Genomic DNA, 17,364 nt, shown 5'->3' on the forward strand with positions numbered 1-17,364 from the left:
TTAAATCAGTTCCTGACGATCTATGAAAAAAGGGTCAGACTCTAATTAAGAATCCAACCCTCGATATTTTTACTTACACACTTTTTGGGATAGTGTCTTTGATTTGTAAGTTATCGTGAGTTCGATTTATACTCTTTTACTCTTCAATCAGATATGCTATATGGAATTGTGAAAAAATGTAAACCATTAAGGCATTAAGAGATATTATGGTGCTTAATGAATTTCCTTAACTCCTTAATGGTTCTTTCAACCTTTTATTTTTAGATATTTAATTTTAATAATTGAACCTAGGTTAAGTTAACTATCAGGCTTATTCCGAGGTAGTTTACTTTATTTCTTTATAATATTTTTTCACAATGTTTTCCGCAGGTTTGTTTTGAGGTGTAAACTGATTGTTCGCATTGCCTCCAACCCGATCGTGCTCCATAAACCATTTCCATAAAAATCCACCGGAGAACCAATCTTCTTTCCAGACCTCTTCATATAAAGCCTGTAAGGTATTGGTTTGGGCCTCATGATTAAGTGAATTCAATTCCCGATCACTTACCCAAGGCTCTTTCCCTGCAAAATCGATGTTTCGGTAGCCATATTCAGTAAAAATAATTTTTTTGTTTTCTTTTTCAGAAACAGATTTCAATTCATCTTTCCATTGTTGCCATCCTGCTTTCGCCTCATCAACCGTCGGGGTTTTATTTGTTGCCACCGGAAAATAAGCGTCCACACCGATATAGTCCAAGGCATCCCAAAAAGGGACACGTTTATACTCATCCCAATTTGCTGCATATGTCAGTTTTCCTTTGTAAACCGATTTTATTTCTGCAATCAACTTATGCCAATAACCCGGGCGGTTTTCTATGAATTTTTCCAATTCGGTTCCAATACAAAACAACTCGATTTGATTTTCTTCAGCTACTTGTGCAAACTCCAAAATAAAGCTGCTGTAGGAAGTTTCGAGTGCTTTCCAGTTTTCTTCCGAATTCATTTCCAACAAACCTGTAAACTGTCCGTGTCCTACCCAAATTTGTGGTTTTAGCATCACGTGGATTTTATTTTTATGAAACATTTCAACATACTGCTTTACCCCATGTTTTGTTTCGCCATACCATTGCCGTTCTTGATTGTAAATTATTTTGGGATGATCCGGGCTTTTGATAAACCCGAAGGGCATAACGGAGACATAATTGGTATGAACATCCAGTATGGGTTTAATATTGGCTTGTCTAAGCGTGTCCCGTGAAGCAACAAAACTTAGTCCGTTGATTTTGGGAAACGCAGCTTCACTCGAAATGCTTTCCTCTTTTGAAGAAGTGTTTTTTTGCACACAACCCAAAAAGAGAAAAAGAATACATATAGAAAAAGCAAACCGGGGTAAAGTCATCATTAATTCAAAAAAACCGATATTCAAATATAGACATACACAAATTAAAATTCCTTGAATGCGTATTATATTGCCAACAATTTTGACTTTGACTTTTGGTTTATATATTTAATTTTGGAAGGTAGTTTACTGTACTGCCTAAACTTTGATAAAAATGACTTTTGACAATCCGGTTTTGTTCTTCTTTGGTGCCCTCGGGGTTTTTAACGGGCTCCTCATAAGTTTATATCTTTTATTCTTCGCTAGGCAAAAACGGATTCAAAACTTCTTTTTTGGGTTGTTGGTGTTAATGCTAAGCTTGCGAATAGGGAAATCGGTATATTTACTTTTTACAGAAAATAGAGACTCTCTTTATATACAGATAGGATTATCTGCCTGTTTTTTGATTGGGGTTTCCTTGTATTTTTACCTGAAATCTTCTGTAGAAAATATAAAAACAGCTCCGCGTGCTTGGAAAATCCATTATGGGATTTTACTACTTATTGTGCTTTTTGTAGGTATTATAAAACCACGAGCAACCAACATAGAGCTATGGAATAATTATTTTACGTTGTTTATTTATGTGGTCTGGGGGATTTATTTACTCATTTCAGGCTTTGTTTTGAATGACATTATTCAAAAATTCTTTAATAAAAAGGAAAAGTCTACTACCCAAGAGTTGTGGTTGGTTGGAGTTTATATAGGGAACGGATTAATTTTCATGGCTTATGTAATCGGGTATTTTTATCTTTATTTAATAGGGACATTGACATTTTCATTAGTGTTTTACGCCTTGTTGTTCTTTTTACTGTCCAAAGGAAACAGAGATAGCATTTTCCGGGACATACCTCAAAAATATGCGTCTAAAAAAATTGAAGATGTTGAGGCTAAAGCTTTAGCAAAAACCCTGAATGAAGTGATGCAGAAAGAAAAGCTGTACAAAAACCCTAACATCAAATTAAACGATGTAGCCGAAAAAGTAAACATTTCAACCCACAAACTGTCTCAATTGTTGAATGATAATATAGGAAAAAGCTTTGCCCTATTTATCAATGAATATCGGATTGATGAAGCAAAAAGACTGATTAAGGAAAGTAATCAGTTTACACTGGAGGGCATTGGTTTTGAAGCTGGGTTCTCTTCAAGATCCACATTTTACAACACCTTCAAAAAACTTGTCTCGCAAACCCCGGCGGAGTTTAAACGCCAGTTTTCCTAGTTTTTTATCCAAATTTATAAATCCGTACATCTCTATTATAACCCAATGCTCCATTTTCATTTTGTTTATAGATGTTTGCCTGAAATTTAAACATCGATCAAAATGAAGCATTTATTTTTTGGGTTAGTTACAATATTCTTTTTTTCTTCTTTTGCTGGGATTTCTCAAACGAATAACAAGGACCGTATTGAAATAGAAAAAGCACTTCAAAATTATATAGAAGGAAGCTCTTATAATCAACCGGAGCGTATAGAAAAGGCGTTTTTCCCCATGGCAAATTTATATTTAGACCATAAAGAAAAAGACTTGTGGATCGTACCTATTTCAGAATATACAAGCTGGTTTAAAAAAGGGACACCAGGGGAGTATAATGGACGAATAGGGAAGATAATATCCATTGACTGTTATAACAATATTGCTTGGGCTAAAGTAGAAATATTGTTTCCGACCAAGGGATTGGAATTTATGGATATGTTTTTACTGAAGAAAATTGAGGGAAAATGGAAGATCATTAGTAAGTCTGCCGGAAGTAAGAAAAGTAATCGATCTGGGGACCGTATTCTTTTTATTGTATCCAATGCACATTATCATGGCAACTCTGACATACCAACGGGAAACAGTTTTTCAGAAATAGTAAATGCCTATAACACTTTTAAAGAGTCGGGGTACACAGTAGATTTTGTTAGCCCGGATGGAGGAAGCATACCCCTTGCCTATATCAATACCTCAGATTCATTGCATAAAAAGTATTTATACGATCCGGACTTTATGTATGCTATAAAACACACCCGAAAACCAGAAGAAATAAAACCCGAAGATTATAAGGCAGTTCATTATATCGGTGGAGGAAGCGCCATGTATGGAGTGCCTGAAAACAGTCATATTCAAAAACTATCAATGACAATTTTTGAAGAGTATAATGGTATTATTTCTTCCGTATGTCATGGAACCGCAGGAATCGTCAACTTAAAAACAAAAGACGGAAAGTATCTTGTAGATGGAAAAGTGATCAGTGGATATCCTGATTCTTACGAGAAACATGATGCAGATTATTTAAAACAATTCCCTTTTCATATTCAAAAGACAATTGAAGACAGAGGTGGAACATTTAAGTTTTCTCCAAGAAATTCTCCACATGTAGAAGCACAAGAAAATCTGATTACCGGTCAAAACTATTTATCATCAAAAGATGTCGCTCTAAAAATAATTGAGAAGTTAAAAATGGAAAAAAAGACCGAATAACTAACCAAGATTAGAAATTTTCAAGGTTGTTTGGAACTGATGACATGAAGATAAATCAAATGCTTGTAAGTTTTATACGGATAAAAGGAATATTGCTGTTATTTTGTCTTTTGTGTAATATATATGTGATTTTTGGAAACGCAGCTTCACTTGAAATGTTTTTTTCTTCTGGAGAAGTGTTTTTTTGAACACAACCCAAAAAGAGAGGAAGAATACATATAAAAAAAGCAAACCGGGATAAAGCCATCATTAATATCAAAAAAGAGGAGTTAATTTGGGATTTTTAAATTAATTGAGAAAAGTAAAGTGATTGGCTTCGCTCAACTTTTATTCAACGATGTGTATAGCTGAATCCATTTCAGAAAGTCTAAAATAGCCCAGCGCGTAATTTCCCTCATCAGTTTGGTTGATGATGTTTCCGCGCACATTGGCCGATGGAGTATTAAACGGATTCCCTCCGGAGTTTTCCAAGAGGATCGTCATATAATTGTAAAATTGTTCAGACATTCCTCTTAGGCTTACGTATATTTCATCACCGGTTTCGAGATCATCATCTTCATCTATAAAAGACTCAAACATTTCATTCCCTTGTGTTAAGTCATCATTTGTGGCGTTATGTTCAGGAAACGATAAAAAATCGGCATTAAATTCCGATAGGTAAAAGTTATCTTCTTCCCCGTTATCCTGATAATAAAACTTAATTTCAATATTTTCACCAAAAAAGCCACCTTCATCATTTTGTACTATATGAGTAATTTCGGGTGTGGCAACCAATTGTTCACTCGCCGTATAGGTTTGTCCGTCAACCAGCACCATTAGCTCATAGGTCTCGTTGATTTCAGGGATAAAATCTGTACAAACATATTCCCCTGTTCCTTGGCTTTCTACAAACTGAAATTCAATTCCTTCACTGTTTGTAACTGATACCGTAGCGTTGGAAACCGGAGGGATTTCGGTAGCGTAATAATCGGTTGTTGTGCTTATTTTTATGGTTTGCTGAGCTCCATCGGTTCCTTTTTCCCAAGCAATCCCGGCATCGATGACCAAGCGAGGTTTTGTGGTGTCTAAGTCCAGATCGATCGAATCCTCACAGGATGTTAGCATCAAAAAGGCTACAAATAAATTTATGGAGGTATATATTGATTTTTTCATTTTTTAAAATTTAAAATTATAGGAAATACTAGGAATGATACCAAAGATTGAAAGTCGTATGGCTTCGTTTGCCCCGGTATCTTTGTTGGACTCAAACGTAATTGAAGCCGAATTCTTCCTGTTGTAAACGTTATATATGCTAAACACCCATTCGCCCTTCCATTTTTTTTCACTTTTTGGCTTTGGGGTATAGGTAGCCGAGAGGTCCAAATGATGGTAAACAGGAAGTCGGCTTTCGTTTCTGGAGCTGTAATTAGGAATGCGAATGTTATCAAACTCATATTGGCTATTTGGGAAGGTTCCCGGGCGACCGGTTTGGAAGGTGAAATTCCCTCCAAACGACCATTTGTTGCTCAGTTTATAATTTCCCGTTACAGAAAGGTCATGTAATTTATCGTATGTAGATAAATACCACTCCCCGTTTGCTATTCCTGTTTCTTGCGGTGTCCGGCCGGGGGTTTTTTGTTCAGCACGGGAAAGCGTATAGGCAATCCACCCGGTGAGTTTTCCTGTGTTTTTCTGGAGCAATATTTCCCAACCATAAGACCGGGCTTTGCCGTTGAGAATAACCTGTTCGATATCATCATTGGCAATAAGGTTGGCCCCATCAACATAATCAATTCGATTTTTCACGGTTTTATAAAACACTTCGGTTTCTATGGTGTACGTGTTGTTTTTAAAGTTTTTGAAGAACCCTATAGCCGATTGATCCAATAATTGAGGTTCTATAAACGGTCCGCTGGGTGTCCAAACATTTACCGGTGAAGGGGATTGGTTGTTGGCGAGCAGGTGGATGTACTGTGTCATCCGGTTGTAGCTGGCTTTTATAGAGGTGTTGTCATTTAAGGCATAAGAAAGACCAATTCGCGGTTCAAAATTATTGAAGTTTGATATGGTTTTCCCGCTTTCGTATAAGGTTGTTCCTGTGGGTGTCCCTTTTTCGTATATCTGAAAATCGGGATTGAAAACGACCGCTTGATCGTTTTCATAGTGATTGATCTCTTCTTTTCCATATCTGTAAAACATACTAAACCGTAACCCGTATTGCAGTGTTAAATTTTCAGACAGTTTATGCTCGGCATCAATATAAAAAGAAGGTTCTAAGGCATATTTTTTATCTAATTGTCGGTAATTGACCCTGGCACTTCCTTCATCAGGCTCTAATGTTCCGGGATTGAAATCGTAATAAATGGCATTTGCTCCATATTGCAGGCTAAGATTGTCTGAAAAATGATGACTGAAATCATATCTTAGACCAGCACTTCCTATGGTACTTTTCCATGAAAAATCGAGAATGCCAAGATCTAACTTAAAATTATAATCACTATAAAAAGTAGATAAATTTGAGGTTATATCATCTGAAAAATGATGATTCCAACGCAAGTTGAGCATGGCATTTCCATAGGTGCTTGAAAAATTATCACTAATCTCGAAGAAATCCCGACCATAATATCCAGAGACAAATAAACTGTTGTTTTCGTTCAACTTATAATTCAATTTGGAGTTGAGGTCGTAAAAATAAGCTGAATTGTCATTATTAGCCAGTTTTAAAAAAAGATGTGCATAAGAGCTTCTTCCTGCAATCAAATAAGAGCCTTTCCCCTTTGTAATAGGCCCTTCAGCGAGCAATCTACTTGATATAAGTCCAATTCCTCCATTCATATGAAAATCTTGAAGATCCCCCGTTTTTTGACGGGCATCTAAAACGGAAGAAACCCGTCCTCCATATTTGGAAGGGATCCCGCCTTTGTATAGTTTTAAGCCACTAAGAGCATCGGCATTGAAAACCGAAAAAAATCCAAAAAGATGGGAATCACTAAAAATTGGGGAGCCGTCCAGCAAAATAAGATTTTGGTCTGCAGCACCACCACGCACATTAAACCCAGAACTTCCTTCACCGGCATTAGTAACCCCCGGGAGTTGCAAAAGCGCTTTTAGCGGGTCGGTCTCACCAAGCACCAGCGGCATACCCTTTATTTGCTCTGCCGATAGGCGGTTTAAACTCATTTGTGGTTTCCTGATCTCGGCAATGTTGTTTTTTTGGGTGATGATAACTTCATCCAATTTTTGACCACTATCAAACAAGATATATTTTTTATTGATGTTTTGGTACAGTTCAATAGTTTCTTCAGCATTCAAAAAACCAATATAGCTAATGCGTACGGTGTAACTTCCTTCCGGTAGTTTTATGGAAAAAAGGCCGTTGTGGTCGGTCATTGTTCCGGTTTGTTCTTCTTCTATATAAATATTGGCACCCAGTAGAGGTTCGTTGTTTTCGTCCAATACTTTTCCTGAAAAAGTGTGTTTTCGGTCCGCTTGTTTTTTGGTGATGGTAATGTTCTTTCCGAGTTTATTGATGTTGTATTTTGAATTCTTTTTCAAATACTCAATGACGGTATCGATTTCTTCTGTCCTGAACCGTATGTCGAAACCTACTTTTTCCTTAGTGTTCAACTTGTTGTCGTAGGCAAATTTATACTCACTTTTAGATTCGATAGCAGAAAACACCTCCTGTAAGCTCGGGTTTTTCAGTATAGTGGTGTCTTCTTGTGAGAAAGAGACTAAAGATATTAATAGTAGAACTAACAAAAATAATTGTTTCATTCGTTTTTTGATTTGTGTGGTTGATGAATTTTCTTTTTAAGACTGTTTCGTTTTTTGATGCTTTAATCCTGATATAAAGTGATTTCTTTTTTTGTATTATTTATTTCCGGATCCAGATTATAAATAGTGGCTATGGTATTGATTAAATTTTCCAAGGATTCGTTTTTGCTGATACGCAGGGTAACACTTTCGTTGAGCAGCATAGGGTTTGCTGTGATTGTATAGCCGTAGGTTTTTTGTACATAGTTTATGATTTCGATCAAACGTGCATTTTCAAAATCGATATAACTTTTGGTTGGATTATTGTTTTTGTCAAATGATTTTACTTCGGTGCCTTGTTGGTTGTATACAAACTGTTCGCCCGGAGCGAGAATCCAGTCTTGTGTGCCGCCCTCAATTTCCATTTTTATGCTTCCTTCATAAAGGGATACCTCGACGCCTTCATCAAACAGGCTATTCACGGTAAACGAAGTTCCGAGAACCGAGGTTGTAGTTTTTTTACAGACAACTGTAAAAGGGGAGTGTTTGTCTTTTTCAACCTCAAAAAAAGCTTCACCTTCTATTTTGGTTGCTCTGTGTTTTTTGAAATCTTTGGCATAAAATAGTTTGGCTTCAGGTTGAAGGCTCACCTTGGAGTTATCGGGGAGGGTAAATTCCCGAACATTTGAAGAGTTGTTCTCTACAAGTAAGAATTCTGTTTCAGTATTAAGGATAAATGGAAGTGAAACAAAAATAAGCAATACAGCAGCCACGGCAGCGTATTTCATGATGTTTGCTTGTCGACGAGGCTTGTTCATCGGAATAATTTTGGAAGTATCTTCCCCAAAAGCTTTAGCAGAAAATCGTTCCCAAGAGGATTCAATTTCTTCCTTTGTTTCTGAAACAGGATAATCTGCTTTCCAAAGGGATTTTAAATAGTCGTTTATCTTTTCTTTCATTTCCATCATGTTTATAGAATTCTTTCACAGAAAAATCCGTTTGAAACCATAACAGCAGTGATCTGATCTGCTATTTCCCTGTTAGCTTCAACCCTTAAAATCCTGTCACAATCTTCCAGATCGAAATTCATGATACAATCAGAAAAATAGAGTTGTAAGACTTTTAAAAGCCATATTGATTGTTTCTCTGACAGAACATTGGTTTTAAATATTTCGAGAATCATGATAATAGTGCTAATGATTGCTTCTATCTATATAACAATCGAGAAATTAAAAGTTCCTAATGGAGACATTATTTTTTTATGTTTTTTTTGAGGAACTTGTTTGCCAAGTATATGTGGTTGGCAATGGTTTTTGGAGAAAGAGAGGTGATGGTTTTTATTTCTTTATAAGAATAACCCTCGATTTTATGGAGTTTAAAGATTTGTTTTTGCTGTTCGGGAAGTTGATTCAAGACGGCATATAGCTGTTGTTTGTCTTCTTCCACTTTGGTTTCATCAACCAGCGGTTCACTATCAATATTTTCAGAAGACAGGTTGTCGAAGGTGTCAAACGAAATATTCTTTTTTTCCTTTTTTATATGATTGAGAATAATGTTTTTACAAATAACAAAGAGTTGCTTGTCCAGCAGGACGTCCTCTTTCAGCAATTCTCTTTTGTGATAAAGTTTTAAAAAGGTTTCGTGAACAAAATCCTCTGGTGATAAAAAATCAAAATTGAACTTTTTCCCTATACCGATGAGCTTCGAATAATACAAAACATACAAGTCTTTAAGTACGGCCTTGTCACCGGCTTTAAGTTTTGCAATGAGTTCTTTATTCTTTTCAGTTTCGTTCATTGAGGTTTTCAAAGGGTTGGCTGCAACGATACTACTAGAATTAACGCTATTACTAAATCAATAGTATAACATAAAACTAAAGAAATTGTTAATAAAAAAGACCCTTCATAATGAAGAGTCTTTTTGTCTGTCCTGTGTGCGGGTGAAGGGAGTCGAACCCCCACGCCTCTCGGCACTAGATCCTAAGTCTAGCATACCTTGCACCAACAAAACACAAATTAACTCATTTACAACCACTTATGTGTTTTGTCATTTTATTTAAAGTCATATAATATCAGTTAATTTCAACATTTGTTGTACCTATGTTGTACCCAAAAAACCCAATAAAAATGTACCTTTAAGGTAAGTTTTTGACAAAATGTTGTACCTGATTTGACTTTCGCAACTTAAACAGGTCAGCTATGTCAGCAAGTGCAAAAATTATTCTACGAAAAAAACCCAATACCAAGGGAATGTTTCCTTTGGCAATTAGGATAACTAAAAACCGCCGTTCTACCTATAAACATATTGGTCATTATATTGATATAGAAGATTGGGATGAGAAAAACCTTCGTGTAAAAAAGTCCCATCCCAATGCAAAAAGCCTAAATAGCTTATTGTCCTCAAAACTTACAGACGTGAATAAGGGCTTAATGAATCTACAAAGTGAGGACAGCGATGTATCGGCTACCCAGATTAAGCGGAATATTTACAAACCTATTTCAAGTTTGACGTTCTTCGATTATGCAAACGAGCATTTAGATACGCTTGAAGCTGACAAGAAAATGAATAGATATACTACAGATTCTGCACTCATAACCTATATCCGTGATTTCCATAAATCAAAAGAATTGCGCTTTCAAGAAATTAATCTGCGTTTTCTCAAAAGATTCAAAACCTATCTTATGGGCAATAGAAACTTAACGGAAACTTCTGCGCTGAATGTAATGGTATTGATTCGTTTGCTTTATAATAGAGCAATTGCTGATAAAGTAGTAAGTAAAGATTTATACCCTTTCGGTAAAGGTGGTTTCAAAATCAAATTTCCACAAACCATTAAAATAGGGCTTAATAAAAAGGAAATAACAAAGCTTGAAAAACTTCAAAACTTATCAGAAGTGCAACGTCACGCATTAAATGTTTGGCTTTTCAGTTTTTACTTTGCAGGGATGCGAGTTTCGGATGTTCTTTTCACCAAATGGTCAATGGTTTATGATGGAAGATTGAACTACAGGATGAGTAAGAATACCAAAATTGTATCGCTCAAAATACCTAAAAAAGCAATGATAATTATGAAGTACTATGAGAAGTATAAAAATGGTACTGATGATTTTATTTTCCCTGAAATGGAAAAGGCAGATTTCAGTAACGCCAAAGACGTTTATAATAAAATCAAAGTGGCTACCAGTAAATTCAACAAGAACCTAAAATCAATTGTTAAAAAAGCAGGAATCAACAAGAAAGTGACAATGCATATTGCGAGGCATTCTTTTGGAAACATCGCAGGGGATTCTATTCATCCATTGATGTTACAAAAACTTTATCGCCATAGTGATTTAAAAACAACTTTAAACTATCAAGCTAATTTTATACATAGAGATGCAGACGATGCGTTGGATAGTGTGATAAACTTTTAATAATAAATTAAATAACAATAGATAAAAATCGGTAAATTCCAACCAATTGACATCGCAATAATTTAAGTTATATGAAAAAACAGCACAATAACCCATTCATTCTTGCTCTTAAAGCCCGCAATCTCACAGTAGAAATCCATCATCATTCTGCATATCAAATCGTTCTGTCAAATGATACACCCTTTAATTCGACCATCAGTGGGACGCTACACGAACGCATTCACGGTTTTCTGATAAAACCTCATGTGCCGCATTTTTGCGTTGCAGAAAAAGGAACATTGAATGTTTTAAATATAGAACCCTACTCAAATATTGGGTTGGAACTAGCAAGTAGGTTTAAAGAAAATCAGGATTATTTGGTCTTTGACTCACCACCCGAAACAAATTCGTTCTTTCAGACACCAAAAGACAGTTTAGATGTTACCAAAATAGTTGATGCTTTGCTCTCTAAATTACCTTCTAATAACTATGACGAAAGAGTTACAAAAATAGTTGAATACATTAAGGCTAATTACTTTCAATCCGATATCACGCCACAAACATTTACCGATATAGTTTTTCTTTCTCCATCCCGTTTAGCGTCACTCTTTAAGCAACAAACTGGTAGTAGTCTTTCCAAATATTTACTGTGGACACGGTTACGCCAAGCCATCTATCTCGCACTTTCCGACAAAGACAGAAGCCTTACCGATATTGCCTACGATACTGGCTTTTACGATCTCCCCCAATTAAATAAGTATATGTACGAAATGTTTGGAATGCCTCCTAAGGCCTTAAAACATAATAGTGATTTGATTCAGATTTATTAACCCTACTATATCCAATTTAGATTTAGTTTAAGCACTTGCAAACGGCACCTTCATTTTGCAGGCGCCTTTACATTTTGTAACCTGTCCCATTTTCCAAAAGGCAAACGGTCATATAAACAGGTCATTTTTTGATTTTTCTCTCAGTTCTGCTTACACTTAAAAAGCACATCGCCTTGGCACAATAGTGATTTGATACAAGTTTGAAGATGAACTTGTTCGCAACTTTGTGATATCATTTTGAACAATTAAAAATAATATCATGAAAGCAATAGTGTATAAAAAATTTGGAACTACAGATGTTTTACAAACTGTAGAACAATCTAGACCTACTATTAAAGCAGATCAGGTACTGGTCAAAGTAAAAGCATTTTCTATCAATCCAATGGATTGGAAAATCAGGAAAGGAGAAATGACATTAATGTCCGGCTCAAAACTTCCAAGGCACACAGGCACTGATTTCGCTGGTATCGTTGAAGAAATTGGATCCTCTGTCATTGGCATAAAAAAAGGCAATGAAGTTTTTGGGGTGGTCAAAAACATGATGAAAGAAGGTGCATCGGCCGAATATGTTGCCGTGACATCTTCATTGGTTTGGAAAAAGCCTTCCAATATCAGTTTTCCCCAAGCTGCCTCCATTCCAGTAGTTGGCACCGCAGCCCTTACAGTATTAAAAAAGATGGGTAATATCAAAGCACAGACTCAAATTTTAGTGAATGGGGCTACCGGAGGTTTCGGTATGTTTCTACTTCAATTATTAAGAGAAAAAGGGGCAAACGTAACGGCTGTTACAAGCACTAAAGGCATAGAATCAGCCAAAAAATGGGGTGCAAATTACGTGATTGATTACACTAAAGAAAATGTACTATCACAAAAAAACCGCTACGATATTGTGATTGATTTATCAGGCAAAATGGGTTACACCAAAGCCAAAAAAATCATGAAATCAAAAGCCCTGTTTTTAAATCCGACGCCAAAGCCTATTGAAATCCCAACTTCGCTTTTCAAAAACTTATTTACGTCCAAAAAACACATTGTTATACTCTCAAGCCCATCGACAAAGCATACAGATGTTTTGGTAAGTTCATTAAAAAAAGGATTGCAAATTGAAGTCAACAAAGTATTTCCGTTTGCACAATACAAAGAAGCCTATCAATTCGCTGAAAAAGGAGGATACATAGGAAAAGTTGCCGTAGAAATAAATCAGCAATCCTAATACTCAAGACGATGTTAACAAAAATAGACAATACCATAAAATATGGTAAACAACATGGTGGCTTTGGAATCCAAATTTTATATCCGGGACTTATAAGACCTGAACTAAATGATACTGGTTTTTCTACCATTGGAAGAATTGATCAAGCACGGGTAACGCCCGGTACACTCATACCGATGCATCCGCATAAAGATGATGAAATACTCACGTATTTGCGCAGGGGTAAAGTAAGTCACAAAGATTCAGAAGGACATGCTGATATCCTTTCAAATCAAAGATTGATGATGATGAATGCTGGCTCAAGATTTTATCACGAAGAGAAAGTTCTGGAAGAGGGAGAAGTATTGGAAGGCTTGCAAATTTTTATTAGACCGGAAAGTGAAAATTTAAAACCACAAGTACAATTTTATCAATTATCAAAAATATACAGTATCAATCAATGGCGAAAAATAGCTGGTAAAGGCAATGATTATCCACTGCAAATAAGAAGCAATACTTGGCTTATGGATATGCAGTTACAAAAAGGTGAAGAAATTCTTTTGCCCGAACTATCTATGGAGAATATATCATTCCTATTGTATGTCTTTAATGGAGAAATACAAGTCAATGGCACTATGCTGCTCAACACAGGCGAAAGTGTTTTGATAGAAAATGAAAATCCAGCTTTCACTGCTATTGAAACAGCTGACCTTGTGCTATTTATTACCCAAACGAATGCAAAACATTTTGATGGGGGCATGTACAGTGGCAATCTCCACTAACAAGCATGTAAGCAAAATTAGAACAGTGATTTGATACAAGTTTTACTTCTCTAATCACAACATCTTTGCATAGTAATAATCAACAACAATTTAAAAATCATAAAAATGAAAAAGAAAATAGTAATCCTTGGAGCCACTGGAACCGTGGGTAGTAAAATTTCAGACATCCTTTTAAATGAAGGGAATCAAGTAACTGTATTTGCCAGACATAGTGATAAGTTACAAAAGTTCAAAAATAAAGGTGCTCAAGTAATTACAGGCGATGTAAAAGATGTTAACACACTTATTGATGCATTCAAAAATGCAGATAGTGCTTTCATCATTTTACCCGATAATGTAAAAGCAGAAAACACAAGAGCATACCAAAGACAGGTTACAAGCAACTATATAGAAGCTATTGAAAAATCAGGCATTAAATATATTGTAAACATGAGCAGCCTTGGTTCCCACATGCATGAAGGTAATGGCATCATGGGCGGTACCGGTGAGCAGGAAGTAAGGTTAAATCAATTGAAAGATGTAAATGTATTACACATTCGTTCGGCCTACTTCATGGAGAATTTTTTAAGAACAATTGGTTTGGTTAAATCCAAAGGTATCAATGGTACTGCTGCAGATGGCGACCATGCCATACCCATGGTTGCTACGCAAGATGTAGCGAAAGTTGCAGCGGCACATCTGTCAAATCTTGACTTTACGGGTAAAAGCGTTCATGCAGTAATGGGACCAAGAGATTATACCTACAGAGAGTTTACCAATATCATTGGCAAAGCCATCGGAAATCCTGAATTACCTTATGTGCAAATCCCCATAGACCAGGCAAAGCAGGTATTCTTAGGTAACGGTTTTTCAGAAGATTTTGTAGATAATCTGTTAGGTATGGCGGTTGCTATCCAATCAGGAATGATGAATTATCAAAAAAGAGATAAATCCACTACAACCCTAACTACAGCAGAAGAATTTGTAAATGAAATTTACCTGCCTATTTACAATAGTTAATGCTAATAGTGATTTGATACAAGTTTCAAAAAAATATTCAGCTCAACTTTGTATCATAAATAATAACACTTAAAAAATAAATAAAATGAAATTATTAGAAAAAACAGAATTAGCTGGATTAAAACTAAAAAACAAAATGGCAATGTCTGCGATGACAAGAAGCCGTGCAGACATTCATGGTATCGTAGGTGATATAACAGTTCAATACTATACCCAAAGAGTTAGTGCAGGTCTGATATTTACCGAAGCCATCAGAATAAGTGAAGAAGCCACCGGTAGCCCATTAACTCCCGGTATTTATACCAATGAGCAAATAGAAGCTTGGAAAAAAGTTACTAAGTCTGTACACGATCATGGAGGCCTCATCATCGCTCAGCTCTGGCACACAGGCCGTGTAGGACATTCTATTGACAGGAATGGTAAATTACCGCTTGCACCATCCCCACTTCCTATACAAGGAATGCAACATTTTACCTCACAAGGCATGAAAGATTATGAAACACCTCAAGAAATTACTCTAGAAGAAATCAAACAAACAGTAAAGGATTATGGGCAAGCAGCCAAAAATGCAATTGAAGCTGGATTTGACGGTGTAGAGCTTCATGCGGCAAATGGGTATTTACCAAGTCAGTTTTTGGCAGAAAGTGCCAATCAACGAACTGATGAATATGGAGGCAGCATTCCCAACAAAGCCCGGTTCACCGTGGAAGTAATGCAGGAATTGATCAATACAGTTGGCGGTGATAAAGTAGGAGTTAAAATATCACCTTTTCATCCGTATGGCGACATGATTTTGGATGATCCTGCTGAAACTTACACCTATCTGATCAAGGAACTGAACAAATTGGATTTTGCTTATGTAGAATTGATGAAGAGCAGCCCTTATTTCCCTTCCCCTTCACACTATCCGGAGGATGATGAAATCGAATTGTTTGGTAAAATAATAGAACAAACCGTTATTGCAAATGCAGGCTATGACAAGGACTCCGCTGGAGCAGAACTTGAAAAAGGAATAGCCCAAATGGTCTCCTTCGGAACGCTATTCTTAGCGAATCCAGATTTGCCAAAAAGATTTGAAAAAGATGCCGCACTTAATGAACCAGACAGGGCCACCATGTTTGGCGGCGGCGAACAGGGCTATATTGACTATCTATTTTTAAAAGAATAAAAAACAAGTAAAAACAATAAAATGAAAAATATATTCAAAATCGTAATGATGCTGGTGGTGTTCCAACTTACTAGCACAAATGTAAAGGCACAAACGGTTCCAGATAGCACCATGCAGCAGATTAAGGATTTCAGGGCATTTTAGAAACCCTAGGAAAGGTTTATCCACCTGATAGTACGGTCAATATAAAAGAAACGACCATTTCGGGAGTAAAGAGTTATTGGTTTAATCAAGACTTGCTAAATCAAGGGGAAATAATTGTTTATCTGCATGGGGGCGTTTATACCTATGGCAATTTTAATACGTATCATACCATGTTGACCCATTTGGCTTCATCATTAAATTCACCCATGGTATACATTGAATATTCGCTATCCCCGGAGCATCCATATCCTACGGCCAACAACGAAATATTTAAAGTGTATAAAGAGCTGCAAAAAAAGTACAAAGACTATAAAATAACGGTGATGGGAGATAGTGCCGGGGGTGGCTTGGCAATAGCATTGATAAAGGATGCACAAAAGGCCAATCTATCAATGCCTGCGTCTTTAGCGCTGATCTCTCCGTGGATTGATTTAAAGTGCGCTAATGATTCATATGAGACCAAACAAGCATTGGACCCGATTCTAAGCAAGGATTTTTTGTATAACCATGCTTTAATGTATTCTTCAAACAATATTAAAGAGGCAGATCCAAGTGAATTGAAATTCAAAAAATTCCCTCCTGTCTTCTTGTTGGTTGGCACGGACGAAGTATTGAATGATGATGCCAGAAATTTCTATACATACATTACTCCGATTCAGAAGATATCCAAATTTAAAGAGTATGATGGGCAAAAACATGTCTGGCTGTTTTCCCATATCGATTCCAAAGCGTCAATAGAAGCAATGGAGGATATAAAAGAGTTTATATCTTCAAATTAAAAATTTGATAAAGAACATTATAACGGCTCGGGCGGCGTATGCCAGTTTTCTTGAAAGAAGCTTGAGTCGCTAATATTGAGTATAAAAGCGGTAATCAGGCAGCTATAACAGATAAAAACGGTAAGTTCAAGAGGAGAAAAGGAAGTCTCAAAGCGAAGAACAAATATATTCTTCAAACTAAGGCAAGGTGAGTTTATTGCTTTTGAGATGGAAAAGACAAAAAATTAAGTTCAAGTTGCAAAAAATATTGAAGGCCAGGAATAATCATTCGTCAAAATTTTCGTTACCTAATCTAGAAATTAATCTGAAAAATGTATAAGAGTTCAAGAAAATTGATTGGCGATTAGGCTTGTGGCAGAATGTGAGATTTTGTTATTTTTTAATTAATTTTTTAGAGGTGAGTATTTAAATACGTATCTTCAATCATGGTAAATATATTAAAAAATGGACATATTTAAAGGGCAAAATCTTCTGGAGTTCTCCGATCGCTTTAAAACCGATGGAGACTGCAAAGAATATCTAGCA

The 17,364-nt window shown here is 36.1% G+C and carries 15 protein-coding genes; 9 read left to right on the plus strand and 6 right to left on the minus strand.

Going from position 1 to position 17,364, the window contains the following annotated elements; translation table 11 throughout:
- Positions 1–325: 325 nt before the first annotated feature.
- Positions 326–1,381, minus strand: coding sequence for a glycoside hydrolase family 113 (locus OOZ15_RS18995; RefSeq protein WP_265958030.1), 1,056 nt, complete (start codon positions 1,379–1,381; stop codon positions 326–328).
- A 151-nt stretch (positions 1,382–1,532) separates the two neighbouring features.
- Here OOZ15_RS18995 and OOZ15_RS19000 point away from each other — a divergent pair, with 151 nt between their 5' ends.
- Both OOZ15_RS19000 and OOZ15_RS19005 read left to right on the plus strand, forming a co-directional pair.
- A complete protein-coding gene (locus OOZ15_RS19000) occupies positions 1,533–2,576 on the plus strand; it encodes a helix-turn-helix domain-containing protein (protein ID WP_265958031.1) in 1,044 nt (347 codons plus the stop codon).
- 102 nt (positions 2,577–2,678) lie between these two features.
- Entirely contained in the window at positions 2,679–3,818 is a 1,140-nt protein-coding gene (locus OOZ15_RS19005) for a nuclear transport factor 2 family protein (protein WP_265958032.1), read from the plus strand.
- 327 nt (positions 3,819–4,145) lie between these two features.
- On the opposite strand, the gene OOZ15_RS19010 is transcribed toward OOZ15_RS19005, so the two are convergent.
- The 5 genes from OOZ15_RS19010 to OOZ15_RS19030 form a co-directional block, all read right to left on the minus strand.
- Positions 4,146–4,970 carry a DUF4249 domain-containing protein gene (locus OOZ15_RS19010; protein ID WP_265958033.1) on the minus strand — a complete coding sequence of 275 codons (825 nt, stop codon included), beginning with the start codon at positions 4,968–4,970 and terminating at the stop codon, positions 4,146–4,148.
- A 3-nt stretch (positions 4,971–4,973) separates the two neighbouring features.
- Positions 4,974–7,574 (minus strand): TonB-dependent receptor, encoded by a 2,601-nt coding sequence (locus OOZ15_RS19015; RefSeq protein WP_265958034.1) that lies wholly within the window; start codon positions 7,572–7,574, stop codon positions 4,974–4,976.
- Between the two features lie 62 nt (positions 7,575–7,636).
- The gene (locus tag OOZ15_RS19020; RefSeq protein ID WP_265958035.1) at positions 7,637–8,512 is read right to left on the minus strand and encodes a FecR family protein; all 876 of its coding nucleotides are present in this window, start codon (positions 8,510–8,512) and stop codon (positions 7,637–7,639) included.
- An 11-nt stretch (positions 8,513–8,523) separates the two neighbouring features.
- Positions 8,524–8,736, minus strand: coding sequence for a hypothetical protein (locus tag OOZ15_RS19025; protein ID WP_265958036.1), 213 nt, complete (start codon positions 8,734–8,736; stop codon positions 8,524–8,526).
- 68 nt (positions 8,737–8,804) lie between these two features.
- Complete coding sequence (locus tag OOZ15_RS19030) at positions 8,805–9,350, minus strand: RNA polymerase sigma factor (protein WP_265958037.1); 546 nt, start codon at positions 9,348–9,350, stop codon at positions 8,805–8,807.
- A gap of 401 nt (positions 9,351–9,751) precedes the next feature.
- Between OOZ15_RS19030 and OOZ15_RS19035 the strand changes: the two genes are divergently transcribed.
- The 7 genes from OOZ15_RS19035 to OOZ15_RS19065 all read left to right on the plus strand — a co-directional run bounded on the left by OOZ15_RS19035 (position 9,752) and on the right by OOZ15_RS19065 (position 16,839).
- Positions 9,752–10,966, plus strand: a complete 1,215-nt coding sequence (locus tag OOZ15_RS19035; RefSeq protein ID WP_265958038.1) for a site-specific integrase — start codon at positions 9,752–9,754, stop codon at positions 10,964–10,966.
- Between the two features lie 71 nt (positions 10,967–11,037).
- On the plus strand, positions 11,038–11,775 hold the full coding sequence (locus OOZ15_RS19040; RefSeq protein WP_265958039.1) for an AraC family transcriptional regulator: 738 nt from the start codon (positions 11,038–11,040) through the stop codon (positions 11,773–11,775).
- Positions 11,776–12,034: 259 nt separating this feature from the next.
- The gene (locus tag OOZ15_RS19045; RefSeq protein ID WP_265958040.1) at positions 12,035–12,988 is read left to right on the plus strand and encodes an NADP-dependent oxidoreductase; all 954 of its coding nucleotides are present in this window, start codon (positions 12,035–12,037) and stop codon (positions 12,986–12,988) included.
- 11 nt (positions 12,989–12,999) lie between these two features.
- On the plus strand, positions 13,000–13,749 hold the full coding sequence (locus tag OOZ15_RS19050; RefSeq protein WP_265958041.1) for a pirin family protein: 750 nt from the start codon (positions 13,000–13,002) through the stop codon (positions 13,747–13,749).
- A 105-nt stretch (positions 13,750–13,854) separates the two neighbouring features.
- On the plus strand, positions 13,855–14,748 hold the full coding sequence (locus OOZ15_RS19055; protein ID WP_265958042.1) for an NmrA family NAD(P)-binding protein: 894 nt from the start codon (positions 13,855–13,857) through the stop codon (positions 14,746–14,748).
- An 85-nt stretch (positions 14,749–14,833) separates the two neighbouring features.
- The gene (locus tag OOZ15_RS19060) at positions 14,834–15,916 is read left to right on the plus strand and encodes an alkene reductase (protein WP_265958043.1); all 1,083 of its coding nucleotides are present in this window, start codon (positions 14,834–14,836) and stop codon (positions 15,914–15,916) included.
- 236 nt (positions 15,917–16,152) lie between these two features.
- Positions 16,153–16,839, plus strand: a complete 687-nt coding sequence (locus tag OOZ15_RS19065; RefSeq protein WP_265958044.1) for an alpha/beta hydrolase fold domain-containing protein — start codon at positions 16,153–16,155, stop codon at positions 16,837–16,839.
- The last annotated feature ends 525 nt before the right edge of the window (positions 16,840–17,364 follow it).

The organism is Galbibacter kalidii (genome assembly GCF_026241135.1).
Taxonomy (GTDB): Bacteria; Bacteroidota; Bacteroidia; order Flavobacteriales; family Flavobacteriaceae; genus Galbibacter.

What these genes read in the sequence shown, in the direction of transcription:
- OOZ15_RS18995 (WP_265958030.1), bottom strand. Translation starts at nt 1,381, where the DNA reads ATGATGACTTTACCCCGGTTTGCTTTTTCTATATGTATTCTTTTTCTC.
- OOZ15_RS19000 (WP_265958031.1), top strand. Translation starts at nt 1,533, where the DNA reads ATGACTTTTGACAATCCGGTTTTGTTCTTCTTTGGTGCCCTCGGGGTT.
- OOZ15_RS19005 (WP_265958032.1), top strand. Translation starts at nt 2,679, where the DNA reads ATGAAGCATTTATTTTTTGGGTTAGTTACAATATTCTTTTTTTCTTCT.
- OOZ15_RS19010 (WP_265958033.1), bottom strand. Translation starts at nt 4,970, where the DNA reads ATGAAAAAATCAATATATACCTCCATAAATTTATTTGTAGCCTTTTTG.
- OOZ15_RS19015 (WP_265958034.1), bottom strand. Translation starts at nt 7,574, where the DNA reads ATGAAACAATTATTTTTGTTAGTTCTACTATTAATATCTTTAGTCTCT.
- OOZ15_RS19020 (WP_265958035.1), bottom strand. Translation starts at nt 8,512, where the DNA reads ATGAAAGAAAAGATAAACGACTATTTAAAATCCCTTTGGAAAGCAGAT.
- OOZ15_RS19025 (WP_265958036.1), bottom strand. Translation starts at nt 8,736, where the DNA reads ATGATTCTCGAAATATTTAAAACCAATGTTCTGTCAGAGAAACAATCA.
- OOZ15_RS19030 (WP_265958037.1), bottom strand. Translation starts at nt 9,350, where the DNA reads ATGAACGAAACTGAAAAGAATAAAGAACTCATTGCAAAACTTAAAGCC.
- OOZ15_RS19035 (WP_265958038.1), top strand. Translation starts at nt 9,752, where the DNA reads ATGTCAGCAAGTGCAAAAATTATTCTACGAAAAAAACCCAATACCAAG.
- OOZ15_RS19040 (WP_265958039.1), top strand. Translation starts at nt 11,038, where the DNA reads ATGAAAAAACAGCACAATAACCCATTCATTCTTGCTCTTAAAGCCCGC.
- OOZ15_RS19045 (WP_265958040.1), top strand. Translation starts at nt 12,035, where the DNA reads ATGAAAGCAATAGTGTATAAAAAATTTGGAACTACAGATGTTTTACAA.
- OOZ15_RS19050 (WP_265958041.1), top strand. Translation starts at nt 13,000, where the DNA reads ATGTTAACAAAAATAGACAATACCATAAAATATGGTAAACAACATGGT.
- OOZ15_RS19055 (WP_265958042.1), top strand. Translation starts at nt 13,855, where the DNA reads ATGAAAAAGAAAATAGTAATCCTTGGAGCCACTGGAACCGTGGGTAGT.
- OOZ15_RS19060 (WP_265958043.1), top strand. Translation starts at nt 14,834, where the DNA reads ATGAAATTATTAGAAAAAACAGAATTAGCTGGATTAAAACTAAAAAAC.